General features: G+C 62.8%; 18 protein-coding genes. 2 read left to right on the forward strand and 16 right to left on the reverse strand.

Translation table 11 applies throughout. From position 1 onward, the window contains the following. Nucleotides 1-237 precede the first annotated feature (237 nt). Nucleotides 238-816 (reverse strand): hypothetical protein, encoded by a 579-nt coding sequence (locus RFA01S_RS25615; protein WP_162182881.1) that lies wholly within the window; start codon nt 814-816, stop codon nt 238-240. A gap of 157 nt (nt 817-973) precedes the next feature. Between RFA01S_RS25615 and RFA01S_RS28350 the strand changes: the two genes are divergently transcribed. Both RFA01S_RS28350 and RFA01S_RS25620 read left to right on the forward strand, forming a co-directional pair. After that, complete coding sequence (locus RFA01S_RS28350; protein WP_255032396.1) at nt 974-1,096, forward strand: hypothetical protein; 123 nt, start codon at nt 974-976, stop codon at nt 1,094-1,096. A 1,181-nt stretch (nt 1,097-2,277) separates the two neighbouring features. After that, nucleotides 2,278-2,568: a hypothetical protein gene (locus tag RFA01S_RS25620; protein ID WP_032375883.1), complete on the forward strand. Its 291-nt coding sequence runs from the start codon at nt 2,278-2,280 to the stop codon at nt 2,566-2,568. 358 nt (nt 2,569-2,926) lie between these two features. On the opposite strand, the gene RFA01S_RS27980 is transcribed toward RFA01S_RS25620, so the two are convergent. From RFA01S_RS27980 to RFA01S_RS25695, 15 genes are all read right to left on the reverse strand, one after another. Then, nucleotides 2,927-3,097 carry a hypothetical protein gene (locus tag RFA01S_RS27980; RefSeq protein ID WP_155289038.1) on the reverse strand — a complete coding sequence of 57 codons (171 nt, stop codon included), beginning with the start codon at nt 3,095-3,097 and terminating at the stop codon, nt 2,927-2,929. A gap of 422 nt (nt 3,098-3,519) precedes the next feature. Next, complete coding sequence (locus tag RFA01S_RS27580; RefSeq protein ID WP_139278548.1) at nt 3,520-3,816, reverse strand: hypothetical protein; 297 nt, start codon at nt 3,814-3,816, stop codon at nt 3,520-3,522. A 579-nt stretch (nt 3,817-4,395) separates the two neighbouring features. Continuing rightward, on the reverse strand, nt 4,396-7,986 hold the full coding sequence (locus RFA01S_RS25635) for an FtsW/RodA/SpoVE family cell cycle protein (protein WP_072692247.1): 3,591 nt from the start codon (nt 7,984-7,986) through the stop codon (nt 4,396-4,398). 71 nt (nt 7,987-8,057) lie between these two features. Next, the gene (locus tag RFA01S_RS25640) at nt 8,058-9,092 is read right to left on the reverse strand and encodes a PP2C family protein-serine/threonine phosphatase (protein WP_157773226.1); all 1,035 of its coding nucleotides are present in this window, start codon (nt 9,090-9,092) and stop codon (nt 8,058-8,060) included. Nucleotides 9,093-9,496: 404 nt separating this feature from the next. Continuing rightward, the gene (locus RFA01S_RS25645) at nt 9,497-11,911 is read right to left on the reverse strand and encodes a DUF4407 domain-containing protein (protein WP_015586230.1); all 2,415 of its coding nucleotides are present in this window, start codon (nt 11,909-11,911) and stop codon (nt 9,497-9,499) included. Between the two features lie 79 nt (nt 11,912-11,990). After that, a complete protein-coding gene (locus RFA01S_RS25650) occupies nt 11,991-13,139 on the reverse strand; it encodes a DUF4407 domain-containing protein (RefSeq protein WP_157773223.1) in 1,149 nt (382 codons plus the stop codon). 14 nt (nt 13,140-13,153) lie between these two features. Further along, on the reverse strand, nt 13,154-13,765 hold the full coding sequence (locus RFA01S_RS25655; protein ID WP_157773221.1) for an NYN domain-containing protein: 612 nt from the start codon (nt 13,763-13,765) through the stop codon (nt 13,154-13,156). A gap of 142 nt (nt 13,766-13,907) precedes the next feature. Next, a complete protein-coding gene (locus RFA01S_RS25660; protein WP_015586227.1) occupies nt 13,908-15,302 on the reverse strand; it encodes a DNA cytosine methyltransferase in 1,395 nt (464 codons plus the stop codon). After that, nucleotides 15,299-16,261, reverse strand: a complete 963-nt coding sequence (locus RFA01S_RS25665; RefSeq protein ID WP_015586226.1) for a DUF5131 family protein — start codon at nt 16,259-16,261, stop codon at nt 15,299-15,301. The genes RFA01S_RS25660 and RFA01S_RS25665 overlap by 4 nt, the downstream gene beginning before the upstream one ends. Then, nucleotides 16,261-16,449, reverse strand: a complete 189-nt coding sequence (locus tag RFA01S_RS25670) for a hypothetical protein (protein WP_139278549.1) — start codon at nt 16,447-16,449, stop codon at nt 16,261-16,263. The genes RFA01S_RS25665 and RFA01S_RS25670 overlap by 1 nt, the downstream gene beginning before the upstream one ends. 20 nt (nt 16,450-16,469) lie before the next feature. Next, nucleotides 16,470-17,189, reverse strand: a complete 720-nt coding sequence (locus RFA01S_RS25675) for an HNH endonuclease family protein (protein WP_015586224.1) — start codon at nt 17,187-17,189, stop codon at nt 16,470-16,472. Next, nucleotides 17,186-17,506 (reverse strand): hypothetical protein, encoded by a 321-nt coding sequence (locus RFA01S_RS25680; protein WP_015586223.1) that lies wholly within the window; start codon nt 17,504-17,506, stop codon nt 17,186-17,188. The genes RFA01S_RS25675 and RFA01S_RS25680 overlap by 4 nt, the downstream gene beginning before the upstream one ends. Nucleotides 17,507-17,657: 151 nt before the next feature. Then, nucleotides 17,658-18,065, reverse strand: coding sequence for a hypothetical protein (locus tag RFA01S_RS25685; protein ID WP_032375879.1), 408 nt, complete (start codon nt 18,063-18,065; stop codon nt 17,658-17,660). 343 nt (nt 18,066-18,408) lie between these two features. Then, nucleotides 18,409-18,711 (reverse strand): hypothetical protein, encoded by a 303-nt coding sequence (locus RFA01S_RS25690; protein ID WP_032375878.1) that lies wholly within the window; start codon nt 18,709-18,711, stop codon nt 18,409-18,411. Between the two features lie 677 nt (nt 18,712-19,388). After that, complete coding sequence (locus RFA01S_RS25695; protein ID WP_015586219.1) at nt 19,389-19,724, reverse strand: hypothetical protein; 336 nt, start codon at nt 19,722-19,724, stop codon at nt 19,389-19,391. Nucleotides 19,725-19,742: the final 18 nt, after the last annotated feature.

Raw genomic sequence — 19,742 nt, forward strand, 5'->3', positions numbered from 1 at the left:
CCTGCGGTGGCTCTGGTGGGCGCTGCGCGCCCACCGCCAGAAGCCGGCCGCCAAGGCGGCCTATTGCGGTCTTTCCTTGCCGGGCGCTGCGCGCCAACGGCCAACGGATCACCTATCTTGGTTGTCTTCCAACATCTTTCGCATTTAGTACACCTTCGGACCGCTGCGCGCCCCGACCAAGTAGACCGCTACCGGGAAGTGGGGCACGCTGCGCGTACCCCACTTCCCGTGCGACTACTACTCACCCACAGTGAAATTCACATCGAGATACGAGAAATTGTCTCGTAGATGCTGCCGTACATCGTCGAGATCTACGGCCTCGTCCGCATCTTCTTGGCTACGCGCCGATCGCGTCATTGTTAATGCAACCGTGACATTCACTTCTACATCGAAGTCACGTTCTCGGCCTTCGAGCCCCCACTGTTCGCAGAACCTCTCGAACTCGCTGCACAGACTGTTCTCGTCCGCCCATTCGCACGCGGACTCGCTCATCCGCCTGACCCACTCGCGATGGTTCGCACGCTCGGTATTGGCGCTCTCGCGTACGGCCTGCAAGGTCCGTTCGACGGCGGCCCGTTCGTGGATCGGCCGCACATACTCACCGAACCACGCGGGAGCGGCCCCAGGTGACACCGTGACCGGTGAGATGTCACGTGTACGCACCAACCCCGTCCAGCTCTTGTAGGTGTGCTCGACGGCCATCAACGGCTCACGCCACACGACAGCAACGCTTGCATGGGTCTCGGTGGCATTGCGCTCGTCCACCGAGAACCATCCCGACGCGGCGATAACGCCGCTTCCATCACTTATCTGCACATAGGCCCCCTCTGCGGGGTATCCCGCAACCAGGGGCTCTGGCAAGGCCTCGAGCACGACGGCCCGGTTCGACCAGTCAGCACCCCCTAGAGACCCGTTGTCGAAGACCACCTCGAGCACGGACGCAACTGGCAACACTGAATCGACGATCGATGTCATGGCAGATTTCAGCCTCTCAATTCGGGTGACGGATGGTCAGTCCGCCGATCAACAGAACGCCTCTGAATCTACCATCGAAACACTTGCACTGGAAGACGTAGGAGTCATCGAAACACGTTGATAAACAAAGCGTTTGGGATCACATCTATCGACAAGACGCAACCCGGCAGCGGCCGCAATTGTCCCCGGCGCACTCGGTGCCGGGGACCGGGTGCGCCCTGTCCGAAGCCAATGCCGGAATAGGATCGCTCAGGTGCCCCGTCCCTTTCCTCTTCTCGACGACTCCGTCTTCACCTCCTCCGGATACAAGCGGAGTACCAAACGGGTGGGACCCGATCTCGAGGACGCCTGCCTCTGCGGATCCCGCCGGCGGACGCGGTCCTGCCATGCGACTGCAGCCGGTCGCTGGATCGTCTCGGAACCGCCACCCCTCCTGAACGATGCTCGCACTGGCTACGCACACCCCGAGTGCTTCGGCCAGGCAGGAGCAGACTGTTCCGACAAGATCAGTAGAGAGCATTGGATCAGTGCCAACATTCACCGGCAGCTGCACATCGACGGAAAAGCACCCATGCTCAGCGGCGCACCGTGGCTGCATGGAGCATCGAAATCGGTAGGCACAAAAGCACTAGCCTCGAAGATCCTCTGTGAGCGCCACAACAATGCATTGTCACCTTTGGATTCCATTGCAGGACAGTTCTTTCAGGCAGTACGGGACATGCAGTTGTCCTTGGCGAGCACGACAGCACCTTTCCTGGGGCCGGCCGACGATCATTTCCTCCTTCTCAGTGGACCACGACTACAACTTTGGCTCCTCAAACTCGTTCTCGGGGGCGTGGCCTCACGCTCCTTCGGTGCGGCCGGCACACCCCTCAAGTCAGTCAGGACACAACCAGGGGTTGCGCTCCATGATATTCTTTGGCGCGGAGCGTTGTTCCCTAATCGATGGGGACTGCACGCTCGAAGGCACCGAGTCGATCCCAAGGGCACGCCAGAATCCATCGGCGTCATCAACCAAACAATTGACGACGAGGTATGCGGTGCAACAGTTCAATTCGGGGCACTCAATCTGAACCTCGGCCTTGGGGTGCCCGAGAACAGCGCGACGGTACAACCTGCTTCATACCGCTTCGATAGACCCTCGACAGACGTCCAGAAATACATTGCGCTTGCCTGGCCAGAGGACGGCCACGAACCCATCAGTTACTCGAACCTTGGATAGCCCACGGCGCGGCCGCTCCGCCACCAACAGCGTTGATAGCTCCCATTTCGACCTCGTATTCGCGATGTATTCTCGCGGGCATGACGCTCACCAGTTCGCTGGACCAGGCCAGTTCTACGATCCACGACGCCGGCCTCCGCATTCAATCTCTGCAGTCCACACTGGACGGCACCAAGCGAGACCTTGCGCAAACGCAGGAAGAACTGGCTCGCCTAGCTCTCGTTCTCGACACCTACGCTGCAGCTACCGAGGCTGGGCAACCTGCTGAAGGGAACCAGCTCAGACTGATCTCAGGAGCACTTGCTGCCGCAGCACAGAGCCTCACTAAGTCGTCCGACGCGCTTCGCGACGACGTGATCGCAGGCATCTAGCTAGCAGGTGACCGCCCCTTGGTCTCGGTCTCTGCGTCTCCGCGACGAGCTCGCCGGGCTTGCCAAGTACCTGATCGAACTGCATCGCTCGACAACCCGGTTTGGAGCTGGTTTGCCGCCAGGCGGGGAAGCCGTCGCTCGACACAGTTACGCAGCCCCGCCCCATAGCCCTGCAAGAGGATTGCCCACCCAGCGTAGTTGATTGAACGACCCTCGACGTCGCGCACGTGACAACAACAGTGACCCGTCGTGAATTGCTGAGCAGAACTCATCGATCCTGTTGAGCACCGACTCGGCCGGGGACGATTGCACTGTGATCCACACCGGAACCGAAAACTTTCGTATCCATTCCCACGTCTCACGGGATCCGGTAGCGGCCCACAGCAACAACACTATTCGGGTTCACGCTGTTGATGTTCGGGGTCCGATCGAACTGCGCCGCGCTACCGTTGATCTCGTCCTCGAACAGCAACTCGCACGCGCTCGACGAGTCGCGTTGACCGAACGTCCGTACGCGCAGCCGTGGCACGAATATTTGACCTCACTCGGCGACGGAGATCAGGAGTTTCTTGATCTGATAGAGGCGGCGTCCCAGCAGCTCGTAGCCCGGTCCGGACGCGCCGAGGTAGTTGCGAAGGTGTGCTTGGCTGTAATGCTCGCGTCTGGGTGTGTGGTTCGGCCGGCGTTCGACGGCGGAGCGCGGACGACCAATCGTGCAGCCGAGTCGGCCGACGGTCAGGACGACATGGCAGCGTTCCCGGAAACGTGGGCGGCGCGAGACGTCACTCGAAATAACAGGCTGGTGCTTGCAGTGGGATCGCTTCCTGCGAGCGATCCCACCTTGGCGGACGCCCTGATCACTGCGGTCGTACAGCCGTGCCGAGTCAGTGTGTTTCGCCCGCATTCTTGACAGAACACGGCGATACGCCCGGACAGTGATCGGGGATCGCTCTAGTCGAGCGATCCCAGGCGCGAGTCTTGCCGATGATCGTGGAACGACAGCATGTTGTGCGCGACGATCCACTGTAGAAACGAATCCGGGAGAGCGTGAATGGCGTCGGCATCGACGTGGTGCCCGACTTGGGTCAGGGCGTGACGGAAAAGCAGCACCTTCTGACGCTCGCCAGAGAGCCCGGGCCTGCTCGCCGAAGGCTCGAAACGCGGCGGCCACTCCAGAAGATCGCTGAAGTGCCATTCGATTAGATCGAGTGCGGCCAGATACTCCCGATGCGCCTTGGTCCCCGGCACGACCTTTGGGTAGAAGTACTGGTCAGTCGGGTCTTCTCCGGCTGTGAGACCGGTTTCTAATTCGCCCGGAACATAGTTCGGGGACGTCGGTGGCAACCGATGCACCCTGCCCGGATGTACGAGCACCCAGACTGCCTGCTCGTGGGATGTCGTTTGACCGCGTTCCAACGGTCCCGAGCAATCGACTCGGAACGACGTGGGGTCCGTTGTCACGAAAAAATTCTCGTTCATTCTCAGCGCTCTAGCGGTTGCGTGACCCCACCACTGGATATGGCAGCCTCCGCGCTGCTTGGTCCTAACCTGCGTCGCGTCCGCCCTCTCCGTGATCAAAAAACTGTTCCGAGAGAACGCCTTATGTGCATCCGGCACATCTAGTCGTCTGTATCCGTCGGTGACGTTCTTGGTGGGCCTACCGATTTCGAGGCGGTCCCCTTCCTCCAGCTGGATCGCAGGTCCGACCTGTTTCGGCGGGCTGAACCTTACGACGGGGACGCGCCTGTTGTTCGCACCGTCATCTCGGTACTTGACGATGTCCGAGGCCCACACTTCGACCGTGGTGTAATTCGTTGCCGTCATGAACTATTTTCCCTGCGTTCCTTGTGGTTTGCGACACGGGCCGATATCTTCTCGTACTGCGTCGATTGCCGCCACCGCTACCTCGGCTGCGACGGGAGCGGCATCCGCTGCACCGGATCGAGGCGACTGTTCACCGCCCAAGATTCGGACGGCGATGACTATTTCGGGGTTCTCTGCCGGCGCGAGTGCGACTACCCAGCCGTCGTAGGAACCGCGGTCGTCATCCGCGGTGCCGGTCTTCGCGGCGACCGGCATGTCGAGAATCCCGAGCTCGCCTGCGTGTCCGTCCTGCACGACCGCCCGCATACCGTCGAGCACGGGTCCGGTAACCGGGTTGTCGAGAACGAGTGCGGTTGCCGGTGGCGACGTAACGGAGTCGACATCCAGCTGGTCGTCTGTGCATTGCCCTAGCTGCACCCGCGCGCGGGGTAGTGCTCCGTTCGTCGCGAGTCGGCCCACCGCCACGGCCATTTCGTACGGTGATGCGCGGACGTCCTGCTGACCGAATCCCGTGCGCGCAAGCGCATCTGGGTCGTCGCCGACGCCTCCCACGACGATGCCGGGGTGAGTCGGGAAGTCGGCGGAATCGGCGGAGAGCACCGCGGTCATCTGGGTGATCGACTGCAGACCGGTTCGGATGGCGATCTCGGCGAATGCGGTGTTACTGGACTCCGCAAGTGCCTGGGTCAGATCGCCGCCGCCTTCGATGTTGCCGGCGTTGTGGACGATGCCGACCCCGCCCGGGGGTGTGTATTCGTCGCGAACCGGCGTGGTGGTGTTCTGTCCTGCGCTCAGGGCGCTGGCTGCGACGATGGTTTTGAACGTCGATCCCGGTGCGCTTTGCGAATACACCGCCGGGTAGCCGGCGTCATAGGAGTGTTGGTCCGAGCGGTGTGAGTAGAGGCCGAGGATACTGCCGTCCTTGAGGTCCAAGGCTACGACGTCCCCTTCGTATCCGCGGGTTTCGAGACCGTCGCGGGCAGCGGTCTGGACCGCTGAATCGAGGGAGGTGACCATTGTCGGTGATTCGCATGCCTTCTTCACAACAAGGTGTTCCAGCCATGGTCGTAAGCAAGTGCCGGCGCTCATGTTCGTGGCGACGAAGTAGGCGGCGTCGATGTCTCCGTTGAGCTGCGGTATCGACGACTCCAGGGTGCGGGTTTGCACGTCGGCATCGGTGGTCGCGTCACGCATCGTCGATGGGACGAGGAACGGCGTCCCGTCGCGGAAGACAACCGGGCCGGGGTTTCGTGACGCGGCATCCTGGGCTGCGGTTCGTGCGGGAACTTCGGGTACGACGGTTTGCCAGGCAACCAAAGTGATGACGATCAACCACAGTCCGAGGATCGCCCACTTCGTTCGGTCGACGCGTGCGACAACGCGGAGTTCGGGGACGCTTGGAACCGGCCGCCAGCGGTGGGATCCGATGCCGACGATAAGCCCGACGGCGATCCACATACAGGTCAGCGAGCTTCCTCCGTTGGAGAGGAACGGGACGACCATCCCCGTGACAGGCACCTTGTTGATGGTGGCGAGCGTGACGTACAGGGCTTGCACGGACACCATGGCTGCCAGGCCGGTCGAGATCAGGCGTGGCCCTGCGCTGGTGGCACGGATTGCCGACAGCCAGCAGGCGGTGACCAAGGCACCGAATAGGCAACAGATTGCTATGACCACTATCGCTCCCCGTTCCTCTCCGATGCCGGCGAGGACGAAGTCGTTCTCTACGTTGGCGACGTCGAGCGGGGATCCGTTGTTGAAGCCGGTGCCGAGCCAGCCTCCGGTCGCGAACGACCGAAGTGCCGCGCCTGTGTTCTGAAGCTGTCCGTCGGACGTGATGGGGTTCAACATCTGGTCGATGCGGGCGCGGAGCTTTCCCACACCGAAAAAGGTTGCGACGACGAGGACTGTACCGACGGCCGTAAATCCGATCCAGACGCGCGGTGGCGGGCCGCACACGATCAGCATGACTGCTACTGCACCGGTGAGCACGAGTACCGGACCGAGGTCGGATGCGTAGCCACCGAGGGCCGCGGCGAAGGCGACCGGCCAGCAGGCTAGCAACGCGGGCGTAACCCTTCCCGCTCGCAGCGCTGGTCCTGCGGCATACAGCATCGATCCCAATCCGATGATGATCAGGATTCTGGCCAGATCGCCCGTCTGTCCGACGAAGGGCCCGACAGATATCCAACCAGGGGCACCGTTGACTAGTACGCCGATCCCGGGCATGAGGGGAAGCGTCAGTGCGACACAACCTGCGACCGCTACGCCTGTCCCCGTGATCGAGCGAGCGGTGGTGTTCCACGTACTGCCGATCCACGCAGCGACGAGGAACGCGGCCACCCCGACCAAGGCCCACCGCGCCTGGTCGACGCCGCTACCCGGATAGAGCCTCTCCGCCGTCACGGCACCGAGGCACGTGAGGGTCCAGGCGGCGACTGGGATCACGAGGGAGGCGGATGCGCCCACAACGCGCCGAACGAACGCACACAACACGATCGGAACCACCGCTGCCGCCGCGACGTAGAGCAACGAATGCTGCACGGACCAACCCAGCTGGGCTGCTGCAGTCAGCACCAGCGCGGGAGGTCCCCCAAGAGCCGCGAGGTCGCTGGAACTCTGCCCGCCGCTGAAACCGGGTGCGCCGCCACCTGCTGGTCGAGTCGCCACCGCTTCCGTGTGTACCCGCAGGAGGGCGAGAACTGTGAGCGCCAGTACGGACAGCGTCGCGAGCATGTCGGCGATCATCTCGACGCCCCCGAGGCACTTCGTTTCACCAGACGTATCCGGTCGTGCTTTCCCAGTCGGATCACGCACTCGGACGTCGCCGCCCTCGGTTCGCGGGGGGGCCACCCGGCTGTTGTCGAGCCAGGTGCCGTTGGTGCTGTCGAGATCTTCGACTTCGACCACCTGAGCGGCGGGATGCCAGCGCAGGGCAGCGTGTGCCCGTGAGACGGTCCGCGAGGAAACGACAATGTCGGATGTGGAGGATGCGCCGACCACGTAGCGCCGACCCTTGCGAAGAGCGACGCGTCGACCGTCGGGCAGATCGGCGAACCACAGCTCGGAGGCGTCACCCGGCGCGACATCGGTGATGTCGTCCTCGCCGCGCGGTCGGCGAGGGACGTCGCCGACTTGGTCGGTCGGAGAGTCGTCGCCGTCGGGATAGCGAAGTACTACCTCGACATCTCGTCGGCCGAGAGCCGGGTTTGCGCGGAGGGAGAACGCAACGCCGGAGTAGTTCCACGATTCTGCTTCAGCACGGGCGGCGAGATCTTCTCCCAGTTCACGGGAGAACTGCACCCAGATCGGCACGACGCGTTCATACATCTCCGGAGCGAGTTCGAGGAGCACGCCTACCGGCATGAACTTCGTTCGAGCGGTGCCGATCGCACCGCTCACGATCTTGTCCAGAACCCGGACACTAACGTTTTCGGGGGTGGGTAGAGGAACCCGAAGACGCTCCTGCACCGTCTTGGAGACGGCGCGAGGAGCGTTCCCCGCGAAAGTGCCCTGTGCGCGTTGGGTCCGAACCACTTTCGCAATGACAGCGGCTGTAGCGACCAGTGCTGCGATGATGATCAGAGCAGTCATGCTTTCCTCCTCGGTCGAGGAAAGCATGACGCGCTACGGCCTTCACGAACAGAACCGATGGATTCTGTAGTTCACGCGCGCTGGATTCGGCCCACGATCACTGTGATGTTGTCGGTCGCACCGGTTTTGGCAATCTCAACGAGGCGTTCTGCGATGTGAATCGTGGAGCGTTGTCGCGCCTCCACCAACGTTGATTCGATGTCATTCTCGTGCAGTGAGCCTTTCCACAGACCGTCCGTGGCGACGAGCACGATGTCGCCTGGTTCTGCCTCGTGGGCCCACACATCGGGCGTGACCGACCGCGCACCACCGATACTGCGTGTGAGCGTGTTGCCGGTCGAATGGTCTGCCGTCAATCTTCTCAGTCGCCGACCTCGCGCAGGAAGAATGTAGACGCGGCTGTCACCGACATGGGCGCCGTACAGATAGCCGGTTTCATCCAAGTGAACGATATCCAGAGTCGTTGCTCTTCCTCGATCCGCGGGGTCGTCGTCCTGGCGCGCGCGGACGTCGGTGTTCGCACGCGTAACCGCCGACGCCAGACTCATGCCGTCTTCCTCGATCGCATCGCGGACTGCCCGCAGCGCAGCGCGAGATGCTTGACCGCCGGCAGACCGCCCGCCGACCCCATCGGCTATACCCAGCAAAGACCCGCTGAGGATCGCCCAGTCCTGATTTTCTTTGCGCGGGCCGGCGTCCGTCGCGCTGTCGGCGTCGAAGAAGAGTGCGCCACCGCCGCCGCCGGGAAACGACAGTATTCGACCTACTGTCGATTCCTCGGTATCGATCCGGTCCGTCGATCGGCCGAACAACCGGTCAAGGGCTCCGCCTCGGGTGCTCGTACTCGTACTGGGCTCGCCACGATCGATTACGCGAGACGCAGGGGGCACACCGATATCGGTCATTTCGCTTTGCACAGAGTCGGTTTCACCGCCGAGTGGAACGTGACGGGTGACGGTCAGGCTGTCCGGGTTGACCGTTGCACGAGGCGCACTGAAATCGTCCGGACTCGCTTGCCGTAGCACCCGGTCGGGACCGAACGGTTGCGGTGCCGGTGTTCGCTCCGGACGGCGTTCATCGTGGAAGTCGAACAGGTTGCGAGACATGTCATTCCGATCGTCGCGGCGGGGGGAGGCGGCCTGTGATTGCGCCACAGGATCGAAGGGATCGTGTTCTGTCTGTTCCTCGCGATCGGTCCATGAAGCACCGGCCTGGGACCCAAGCCCTTGCCCACGTTCGCGGCGATACTTCAGGTCTGAAATGCCAATACCAGCAAACCGCCACACCATCAGTGGGACAACACTTCCCACGAGAAAGACTGCCAGTGCGGCGTTGTCACGGACGAAGTCGATTCTCCCCACACCGAAGACCAGCACAGCGACGAAAACGATCCACAACGCAGCGCAGGCTATCCGGGTACGCAGTGCCTCGCGGATCCCGATCTTCGCGGGCGGAACTGGCGAAGAGTTGGGGACCATCGCACGTGCCTCTCTCAGTGGTAGATGCTTGTTCATCGTATGCCCCTGACCGTCGAGCCGAGGCGTGCCAGAGCGTCCGACATCACGGCTTCGTCACCGCGGTTCTCGAGCAGCGCACCGGGGTCGGACAGGCTCTCACCCTCGGCCAACGTCAGAGCAGTGCGATCAACTCGATCGAGTGGGTTGTTCGATAGCCATCGTTCGACGAGATCAGCAAGCGGCGTAGGCACACCGGGGGTGATGACGTCCAGCCGGGGCGCGTCAGGCCTGGTCTTTTCCAGCCACCGTCGGTACTCGTCCGATCGGCGGTCGACTTTGCCGTTGTCGAGCAGGGGCATGTCGACCCAACGGGACTCGGCGAAGTCACGCGGGTACGCCCCCGAGATGAGCCGATAGACCATTGCGCCCACTGACCACAGGTCGCACAGTGCCGTTTGATGGCCGAGTCCGCGCCCCGGGAGGATCTGTTCGATCGCGGCGTAGTTGTACGTGCCGGTGAAGGTGGAGTCCATGTCGGTGAACCCTGCTTGATCGAATGCGCGGGTCGCTCCGGCGATACCGAAGTCGGTGAGCACAGCGTGAGGTTCTCCATTGATCAAGTCGACAAGGACGTTGGCAGGCTTGATGTCGAGGTGCAGGAAGCCGGCGCGGTGCGTCACGAGCAGAGCTTCCAGCGTCTGGTGGATCAACTCCAGCAGTGGAAGTATCGGCACTTCGTTACCCCATCGGTCCTCCACGTACTTCTTCATATCGCCTAGCGGGTAGTGCCTCATGACGATGAACGGTCTCTCGGAATCGTCGTCTAGCTGCACGTCTTGTCCACTGACTATGTCGACGACATGGTGCCGACCCAACGGAATGAGCCGAGCGAGAACGTCGCGTTCGAGCCCTTTTAACGCTGGCTGCTTGGCCGGCGCAAACGCAGGATCGATTTTCCCGATCTTGGCTACGAAGTATTCCTCCCGAGTCGTTTGGTCTTCGTCCTCACGATCTTTTCTGGTGCACAGCCAGAGGTCGTACCACCGTGTTCGAGCGTCCGGGAGTGGTTCCACGAGCTGGAATTTGTCCCCGTCAGTCGTTCGGAGGACGTATCCGGGTCCGACACCGTTCGTCGGTTCGGAGTCCGGGTCGACGAGTGTCTCCGGCTCATCGAGAACATCGTCACGGGCGTTGGTCGGGGATTGCCAGCGCCCCCGAATGTCGTCGGCTTGTTTCTCGAAGACGTCGGTGAAGAACGCGCGGCGTTGATCGGCCGCGGGCTTCTTCCATCCCCTCTGCTTTTCCAGGAAGTGTGGAACAGCGTGCACAGAGTCGTTGATCTTCTCGGCCAGTTCGTTGTTCGCGTCGATGCTGTCCTTGCGGACCCGCGCGTCATGACCGGTGGTGCCGCCGACGAACTTCGCGGTCAACGGCACCAGATCGATGCTGGCGAGCACGATGAACAACAGGATGCGTACTGCCCAGATAGTGGTTCCGTGTTCTCCGGAGGCAAGTGAGGACAGCGCGACGATCCGACGCAGTAGCCCGTTCTGGCTGGTGTCAGCCTCGCTGGGTACCGGTACAGCGTTGACCTGTTCGCTGACCAGAATCTGTGCTTGGCATGTATCGATGGCCTGCTGTGTCAGGTCAGTGCTCGTCGGTCCTTGGCCGCACGCTTGCAACTGGTCGGCGGTGAAGCCTGATGGTTTGAGTATCACCGTGTAGTCCTGGCGCGCAGCGACTGCTCGCTGAAGCGCTTCGTTCGCTCTCGCGACTGCAGCGGAGGCCTCTTGTCCTTCTGCGCCGAGCCCCGGGATGCCGGTTCCCGTCTCGCAGTCCGGTGCCGGGTTTGATTCGCACTTGAGCACGCGATTCGCGTCCTCGACCTGTTTCGTCGCGGCATCGACCGAGGCCGTGAGACGGTCGACGGCTGTGTTCGGGTACTCGATTTGCTCTTTGTACCTCTGCTCTGCCGATGCCTTGGCATCGAGCCGAGCCTGGTTGTACTCGTTCTGCTGCCGGACTGCTGCAGCATTGTTGTCTCGATCGACCTGCGCTGAGATCTCGTCGTCGAAAAGCGTCAGCTCAACGCCCTCGGCCATCAAGATCGCGATGCCCGCGGCGAGGAGAAAGCGCACGAAGAACAGGCTGAATTTGCTCCGCCACCGCGACGAGGTGAGCGGCCGGGAAACGATCAGGCGGTCGACGTTGAACACGACGATCGTCCACACCACTCCGATGGCAATCACCAGCGCCAGCGGCAGATTCGAGTAGCCAGTGGTAGCGAGCAGCACTGCGGAAATGCCCGAGATGATCGAGGTCACGATCACCGACATCCCCAGGCTGCAGTACCAGTTGAGCTCCGCTTTTTCCTTGATGTGCATCCAGTTGGCACCGCAGCAACCGAGTAGAAAGCGTGCGATGGGGCCGGGTCGAGTGATCGTGTCCGGTCGGGTGGGGGTTGTCATGGCCGTGGCCTTTCCGAATGCTGCTGAACGCCGACGGGATCGGCATCACGATGGTCGCAGGTGTTGAAGTAACTAGAAGTCATCCGCGTCGGCCGCTCTGCACGAGAAACAACAGAGGTAGGAGATCCACGCTGACCAGAACGAAGAACAGCCCGACCACGACGAGCCAGACCGGGCCCGCGTTCTCGGAGTTCCACAGCAAGGAACCGAATGCCTCGAGGTGCGGGAGAAGCCCGTTGCTCGAGCGCGCGGGTGGGTGCTCCGGGGCGAGTTGGTCGACGCTCGATTCGACCAGCAGCATGCCCTGACAGCGGTCGGAATCGTAGGGCGTCAACTCGGTCGTCTGTTTCGAGTATCCGCACGTTGCAAGTTGGACTGCGTCGAAGGGGGCAGGCACCGGAAAGACGGTGTACTCGGCAAGCCGCTGCTGGGCCGAAGTGCGCTCAGTGGTGACAGCATCCAGCTCTTCATTGGCCGCCACCGACCGAGGGCCTATTCCTACTTCGCCTGTGCCGGAAAAACAATCGGGTGAAGACGTCATCTCGCACATCACCATTTGCCAGGCCCCGGCTTCGCGCATTTCAAGACCGGAGACTGCGTCCTGCAGGCTGTCTCGCATCTGCGCAGGCTGCGACAGTTGCTCGGCGTACATCCTCGACGCGACATCACGGTTGGCTTCTCGGCTGCGGTACCACTCGTTCAAGTCGTCTTGTTGATGCATCGCCACGTTCACCGCGACCTGAGAGCGAACCTCTTGCCCGAAGATCGCCATCCCGAACACCCAGGAACCCGTCCCGGCAGTGAGCACGCTCACGGACGCCATGACGGCCACACTGACGAGATGCGATCCGGTTCGTCGCGACCGCGCGAACACGGTGGACGCCACGGTCGCCACCACGAGGCGGCGATACGAAAAGTAGAGGGCGGCAACAACGACGCTGACGATCGATGCCCACACAGGACCCATGTCGGCAAGCCCCGCAATGATCGTCGCGCTCAGCGCGACGATCATTGTCGAGAACAAACCAGCTACTCCGACGCTCTGCAGCAGAGTCCATGTACCAACGGGCGCAGTACGTACGTACGTCGGGCCGGCGCACCACACGAGCGCCTGGGAGAAACGACTCGGCCCGTACTGGCCGCTCAATTCCTCACCCCCTCGCTCGACTCCGCCGCCGACCGACCCGTCCGGATAGACCGTTGGCTCCTCGTCGTCGTAGGACGTCACGCTGCCTTCCCCGCTCATTGCGCTGCCCGATCGGTAGTCCGTAACTGCGGCCGACTATCGGCCATCCGCGCTGCGAACACGGCGACACCCGAGCTGCGCTCGGACGCACGTGGGCCACGCCGCGCTGCGCTCGTCGAATGCGCGTTATGCGCCTCGACAACACGGTCCGATCCACGAAGACAGATCAGATCGTCACAGCTGCAGTACAGTTCGGCGCTCACACCGACGCCGGAGGCAACGACCTGAACGACTCGAACGCCGGCAGCCCGGAGCGCGCGTGCAAGCGGTGCGAAGATGTGGTCCCCGGACGCGATGATCACCTCATCGTGCTGGTGAGCCACCCTGCCCACATCCACCGAATCGAGCAACGCGAGGTCCGCGGCATCCGGCGCGGACGTGACACCGATACGCCGAGCGTTCGCCGGGACGGCGAAGAATGCCGGCGCGGCATGTCGCCAGGCTGCGGCGACCGTAATCTGGTCACGCTCTCCGACACCCACATCGGTGACGTAGTCCGCCCACCAGGCGGAGCATCGGACAGCGGAAACGTCGCCGGACACCATGTTCTCGATGTCGAGCAAGTGCAATCTGGATGGATCGATTCGGCTAGCCCGGTCGTCGCTCATGACTTCTCCGATCTCCGTCAGGACCCGCATATACGGGGTCTGACGATGATCAAACTGGAGGAGAGGCGACGACAACAGAATCGGTGCGTCCCCTTTGCCCGGGAACCTTGAATGCAACTACAGAACGACTGTTTGGCCGATGTCAACGGCTCAAGCTCTGCACGCCGACTCCCACGATATCTCGCGAGGTCGGTGGGGTAACCGCGTTTCCGCACATCCGAACATTTCGCTGCTTGGTTCCCCCGCGTAGAACGTACGTCGACGCGAAGCCCATTGCGCCTTTGAGTTCCGGTACGTCGAGCATTCTGAAGGACAGGTCTTCGACAGCGATCGGTCGGCGTGTGGACTTTCGATGGTGAGCGGCAGCGGGCACGACCAAGCCATGGTGGTTACCCGATGCCGTCACGGTGCAGAGAGCGTCGCTGACCGATCGCGCAGTCGAACCTCCACCTCGCAGCTCTGCGATGAACGGGGTGATCACCGCATGATGGCGGCCGCCCGCGGATACGGTCGACAGCGCCTCCGAGGTTCGATGATTCTTCGACTGGCCCCGCAGCACCGACACGAACGGCTCGAACACCGGGGCCCGCCCCTCAGACGGCCGTGATCTTGCCTGCCGATACTCGAACAGCGTGCCCGCGGCTTCTCTCGCGTCCTCGGCATGCGGAGCTGCCCAATACCGGTCGATGCCGGCCTGGATTCGTGCGATCGTTTTCGGCTTCAACGGACGAGTGCGGTCCCCTATCCGCTGGCCGGTCTTGGTCCAGTCGATGATGGTCGAGGCAGGGAGCCAGTCGGGCTCGAGCACGGTGTCCGCACACGCACGTGCGGGGCACCGGTAGGAGTACTGGCTACGGTACTTACCCACAGCCACCCCTGGGTTCTTCCAGGCCTGCAACGCACGCACGGGCCCGCAGCGAGAGCAGGTTGCCGGCGGACGGACCACGGTCTCGAAGTCAGGTGCCCGGTTGCCGGCCTTCCAGAAGCACACATAGAGGCGATCGCGGGACTGCGGCGCTGGTGTCCCAAAAGTCCATGAGTGCATCGAATTCAGGCAGATAAGGCGATGTTCGTAACCGAGGGCGTGCATCGCCGCGATCCATGGCCTGTAGAGAGGCCATGAGTAGATCTCGACGACGTTCTCGACGAAAACCAATTCGTATCGGTGATACTCGGTGAACCGAACGACGTCCCACATCGTCGCCCTCGATCGCTCGGCGGCCTCGGACGGTAGGTCGTCGGACAGTAACGAGATCTGCGCGGCGAGGCGCTTGGCCCCGCGAGCATTCGAGTGCCAGGTGCATTCGGGGCTGAACCATCCGATTGTCGTGCGAGGAAACAGCTTCGGAGTGATCTGAGAGAGGTCCGCGAGGATGTGCTCGGTGTGCTGGTGGTTGTACTGGTGCGTCTCGATTGCCTTGTCCCAGTGGTTCGACGCTGCCGATACCCTCACCCCGGGGATGGCGATCATTCCGGTCGTAGATCCGCCGGCACCGCAGAAGAAGTCCGATGCCGTGATGTCGAGCGATCCTCTCATCGTCCGGCTCCGTCGGGCACGCTGTCCCACACCCGTCGGTCGAGGATCCGGCCGGCGGCCTTACGGCCGACTCGTCGAACTTCGGTGCCGTCGTCGAAGTGGTGGTAGTCGCGGAATCTGGCGATCACCTCCGCTGGTGCCCACTCGCCCCACTGCTTGAACAGAAAGGGCACATCGGCAGCGGTGCACTGGTCCCGGATCTCTCGTACCCATCGCGGATGCATAGGCCGTGCCCCGCGGCCGGACTCACCGCCAACGATCACCCAGTCGAGCGCTGGTTCGCGCTCGCCGCCGCATTTCGAGTCTTCGACCGAACGGAGCCCGTCGCGAGTCAGCGCTCCTCCGATTCTGCTGGGTCGTAGGCGCGTGAAGTCGATCGGTCCGAGGAGCGGTTCGGCAGAGACGAACCGAAGAGCTGCAGGCGTGTCCAGCAGCGCCCATACTCGCAGGTCTGCAGTCTTCTGGTCTTCGGCCGAGACGCCGATCCACAGGTTCGGCAGCGGCCAGCTCTGGTACCAGACATCGGCGGGGCGGAAGGCTGCGACGACGCCAGCGATGGCGTCGTCGACGGCGCGGCGGAAGGCATCGGACTGGAGCAGTGCCCGCATCCGAGCGGGTCTCTTGGTGAGCAATTGAAAGGTGTGCTGGCGGGCGAGCGCGATCACCGCGAACACCGCGAACACCCGGGCGATGTAGTCGTCCGGGATTGCTGGATGGAAGAGGTCGCTCATCGAATTCACGAAGATCCGGCGTGGCCGGCTCCATCGCAGCGGCTGGTCGAGCTTGCCGGGGCGCATCTCGACGTCGAATCCGTGCTCGAAGTAGTGCCCCGGTGTGCCGCGGAACCGCTCAGCGAGGGTTTGGGCGTAGCAATGATCGCAGCCCGACGAGACTGCGGTGCAGCCGGTGACCGGGTTCCAGGTTGCGTCGGTCCATTCGATGGCCGTGGCGTCGCCCATCATCGCTCTTCCGGGTCGTGGAGGGCATCGAGGAGCTGGAATCGTAGATCGGCGTCAATCGCGAACGAGATCCCCCTGCTGGGCAATTCGATCGTGTAGCTGTTTCGATCAGGTGCGGTCGTGATGATCCATGGGTTGGGGTGGAGCGGGACAGCGTTTGTGTCGGTGGTGGGGTCGGTTTCGGTCATGGCGTCCTCCGAACGTTGGGTCATTGGCTGCAGACGCTCGACGCTGTTCGCGCATCGGCGCTGGTGATGTCGAGGTCGTATTTCGCGGCCACGGTGAGATACGAAGTGACGTAACGGCATTGGTATGGCGCGTTGGGTGGCAGCCAGGTGTCGATTCCCTTGTCCGACTTCTGCTGATTCGTACGTCCGTCCACCGCGAGCAAGTTGATGTCGACGTCGTTGGCGAAGGCGGTTCGCTGGTCGATCGACCAGGCCCACGCCCCTGCGTCCCACGCCCTCGCCAACGGGTACACGTGATCGATCTGAATCTTCCCGAGGTCGTCGATCGTCGATCCTGTGTAGGGGTCGTGGAGTATCCCTGCTGCGACTTTGCAGTCGCGGGTTCCGGGCTTGAACTCGACGTCGATCAGTTGGGTTGCCAGGACGTCGTTTCGAGTGTCACAGCCGTTGTGCGATCCAGGGGCGGACGAGTCATCGGTCCACGCCGGGCCGAACACGCACCCTGAGCCCTTCTTGCAGGATCGGTCGTATCCATCGACGTCTGCGAGCGAGTCCACCGTTTCGAGCTGAGCGAGGAGCTGCGCGATGGGTACAGGCGTGCTCGCCGCGGCTGGGTCTGGGGTGTTGACCACCGCTAGTCGTGAGAGCGGATCGGCGTGCGTTCCGAACGTGTACGTCCCGACCGCGAGTACGGCCATCACGATGGGCACCGCGATGCGGAGTCGTCCGCGCGCGCTCATCGAACCGCCTCCGCCGGCAAGTCGGCATGCCCGCAGCTTCCGCGCCGCCTACGGTCCGAACGGTCTGACCAACGATGCAGTAGTGCCAGAGTCAGAGCCGAGAAGGCAGCGAGCAACGTGCCGGCCAAGGAGATGACCAAACTGACGGTGACCAGATCCTTCACGATCGGCAGAGCCCCGTTGAAGATCGCGAGCATGCCGACGACGTAGCCGACACATGCAAGCGCAACAGTGCGAGCCTCGCGGCGGCCATCTTCGGCCGCGAGGTGGCGCTCTACGTCGTGGATGAGGCCGTCTCGGCCGGATTGTGGGTCCATCAGGGAGTCCTTTCGTAGTGAGCGCGATAGCAAACGCAGTCCTGCACGGGGTAGATAGCGTGGCGGTGAGGTCTGTGACAGCCGGCCACTGAATCGCAACCCAGGAGCGTTCTCCTGTGGCTGCACCGGGCGGGCAATATGCGCCCGGGTGTCACAAGCGTTGCGAGTTCGGGGCCGTCTGGTACTGGTCTAGTGGCCGGTCGCCGGGATGGACCGGGCCGACGTTGCGACGCCACGGCCCGGTCAGGTAGTCGTAGTGCTCTTGAGTGAAATCGGAACCGATCAGATCTCGTACGACCAAGCCTCGGCCGACATCGCGGGCAGCGACTCTGGCAGCCCCGCATCCGAGGACGCCGAGCAGGTTCATGGTCGCTGTGAGTTCGTGACGCCGATTGTCGCCGCAGGCCGCCGTGTGGGCAGCATGTGTCGCTTTCCGCCAGCCGGGTGCGCACCACCACGCGGCGCTGACCGTCTCCGGTGCGGTTTCCAGCAGATCGGACTCGACGTCGAGGGTGCGCGCCAAGTCGAACACCTGCCGCCACCGCAATCCGAAAACCACCTCGAAAACGTGGTCCGTCAGCTCATGGTCAGGAACGGTTGGTCGGAAGCGGTCGGCGGCGTTCGGAGTAGCAGCAAAGTACCTCTCAGACAGGCCGTGTTGCATCCGGCGATGGACTTCGCTGGCGATGGCGCTGTGCGCCTTACTGTTCGAGCTGCAGCCGGTACTGCCGGCAGCTCGTGCGTGCGGTGAGAGGTCGACCGAGGGCGGCCGCGTTGTCGAGATCGAGGATTGCATGGGTACTCCCGTTTCTGTGGGACAGATGGTCGGTCTGTCGATCAATTTCTGACTGGTCTCTGTGCCGCTATGCGACCAACAACGCGGCGCTATATCACTCTGCTGCTTAATTTTCCGATCTTTCAGCGCCGTCCAGCCAGTCACCGATCCTGCCGCGGACGGCGTCACCACCGGGGGGATCGTCGTAGGCGTCTTCGAGCGCTCCCCGCGCTCCGGATGAGATGACCGCGAGATCGCAGTCTCGTGTGTCGGCCCAGTCGCCCCACGTCCATCCCCTTCCTGCGTCGATGTGAAATTGTGTTGCTGCAGCCGGAACACCGTCGACGAAGACTTGGATGTGGGTAGGACCATCTGGATCGCGGACGACGATCACCTCGATCCGAAGTGCGGGGGCGAATCTTCTCGTCACGATGTCGCACCGGCCAGACGCTCGGGCCTGTCGAACTCCCCTGCCGCCCGACTATTCGAGTTCACAGTCCGGTGGTGGCGCGACGCAGCCTCTCTCGGTGGCCGTGCCCTGTGAACGGGCTTGGCATCCGTTGCGCCGCTACGCCGTCGAAGCAGCCACTCGATCCCGGTTGCTACAGCACACGCCACGGAGGAAACGGCGAACACCATCGCTACACGACGCGGATCTCCGTCGATGGCGGCATCGTCGGTCCGGCGCAGCAGTGCAGCCCAAGCCAAGCCGGCAAATGCAGCGAAGACAGCCAACACCCCCGCAACACCGCGCGCTACGGCTACCACGCAATATCGCGACGAACCCGAACTGCTCGCAGGTACATGATTCCTACCGTCGATCCGGACGAGGACTCTCATATTCGACACACCTCTGCACTTCTCGGAAGTCGGATGGTCAGTCCGCTCATCTGGTGAAAACGCCGACAACAACAGAAGTCGTCGTCGCCGCGGCTTCGTGGAACCACCCACCAAGCCGATACGCCAGGACACTACCCACCGGACCCGGAGTTCGCTAGGGCTCAGCAGCGAAAACGTCCCCGGCGCACCCAGTGCCGGGGACGGGCCTGGGGCGAGCAGCGACCCGGCGCACCGAACCGCCGCTCACTCCTCTCCCCAGAGCGTCCCCTACTCGGTCCCGTACAGCTCGCAGCGGTAGTGGTCTTGACCGCGTTCGTCTACGGCGTCCCAATCGACGCCGACGGCGTCGGCAAGGTGCCGCAGGTCGCTCAGAAAGTCTCCGAACACCGTTGTCAGTTCCTCGGTTTCGAGGCCGATCGGTCTGGCGTATGCGATCAGCCCTTCGGCAGCGTTGGCCGCTCGAACACCGTTGTCCCGGCTTTGGGTATCGAGGGTGTAGCCGATGCGCGGACGCTCGCGTCCCTCGACCGATGCGTGGAGTTCTTTCGGCGTCTCGATGCCGGATAGCCGCTCGGCCTTGTACTCGATACTTGTGTCGGACATGTTGTGTGCCTTTCTTTT

Origin of the sequence: Rhodococcoides fascians NBRC 12155 = LMG 3623, assembly GCF_001894785.1 — a bacterium.
GTDB lineage: Bacteria > Actinomycetota > Actinomycetes > Mycobacteriales > Mycobacteriaceae > Rhodococcoides > Rhodococcoides fascians.

Coding starts and splice junctions, on each gene's coding strand:
- RFA01S_RS25680 (WP_015586223.1), bottom strand. CDS start 17,506: ATGGACCCACAATCCGGCCGAGACGGCCTCATCCACGACGTAGAGCGC.
- RFA01S_RS25665 (WP_015586226.1), bottom strand. CDS start 16,261: ATGGGCGACGCCACGGCCATCGAATGGACCGACGCAACCTGGAACCCG.
- RFA01S_RS25675 (WP_015586224.1), bottom strand. CDS start 17,189: ATGAGCGCGCGCGGACGACTCCGCATCGCGGTGCCCATCGTGATGGCC.
- RFA01S_RS25660 (WP_015586227.1), bottom strand. CDS start 15,302: ATGAGAGGATCGCTCGACATCACGGCATCGGACTTCTTCTGCGGTGCC.
- RFA01S_RS25620 (WP_032375883.1), top strand. CDS start 2,278: ATGACGCTCACCAGTTCGCTGGACCAGGCCAGTTCTACGATCCACGAC.
- RFA01S_RS25655 (WP_157773221.1), bottom strand. CDS start 13,765: ATGAGCGACGACCGGGCTAGCCGAATCGATCCATCCAGATTGCACTTG.
- RFA01S_RS25645 (WP_015586230.1), bottom strand. CDS start 11,911: ATGACAACCCCCACCCGACCGGACACGATCACTCGACCCGGCCCCATC.
- RFA01S_RS25635 (WP_072692247.1), bottom strand. CDS start 7,986: ATGACTGCTCTGATCATCATCGCAGCACTGGTCGCTACAGCCGCTGTC.
- RFA01S_RS28350 (WP_255032396.1), top strand. CDS start 974: ATGGCAGATTTCAGCCTCTCAATTCGGGTGACGGATGGTCAGTCCGCC.
- RFA01S_RS25640 (WP_157773226.1), bottom strand. CDS start 9,092: ATGTCTCGCAACCTGTTCGACTTCCACGATGAACGCCGTCCGGAGCGA.
- RFA01S_RS25670 (WP_139278549.1), bottom strand. CDS start 16,449: ATGACCGAAACCGACCCCACCACCGACACAAACGCTGTCCCGCTCCAC.
- RFA01S_RS25695 (WP_015586219.1), bottom strand. CDS start 19,724: ATGTCCGACACAAGTATCGAGTACAAGGCCGAGCGGCTATCCGGCATC.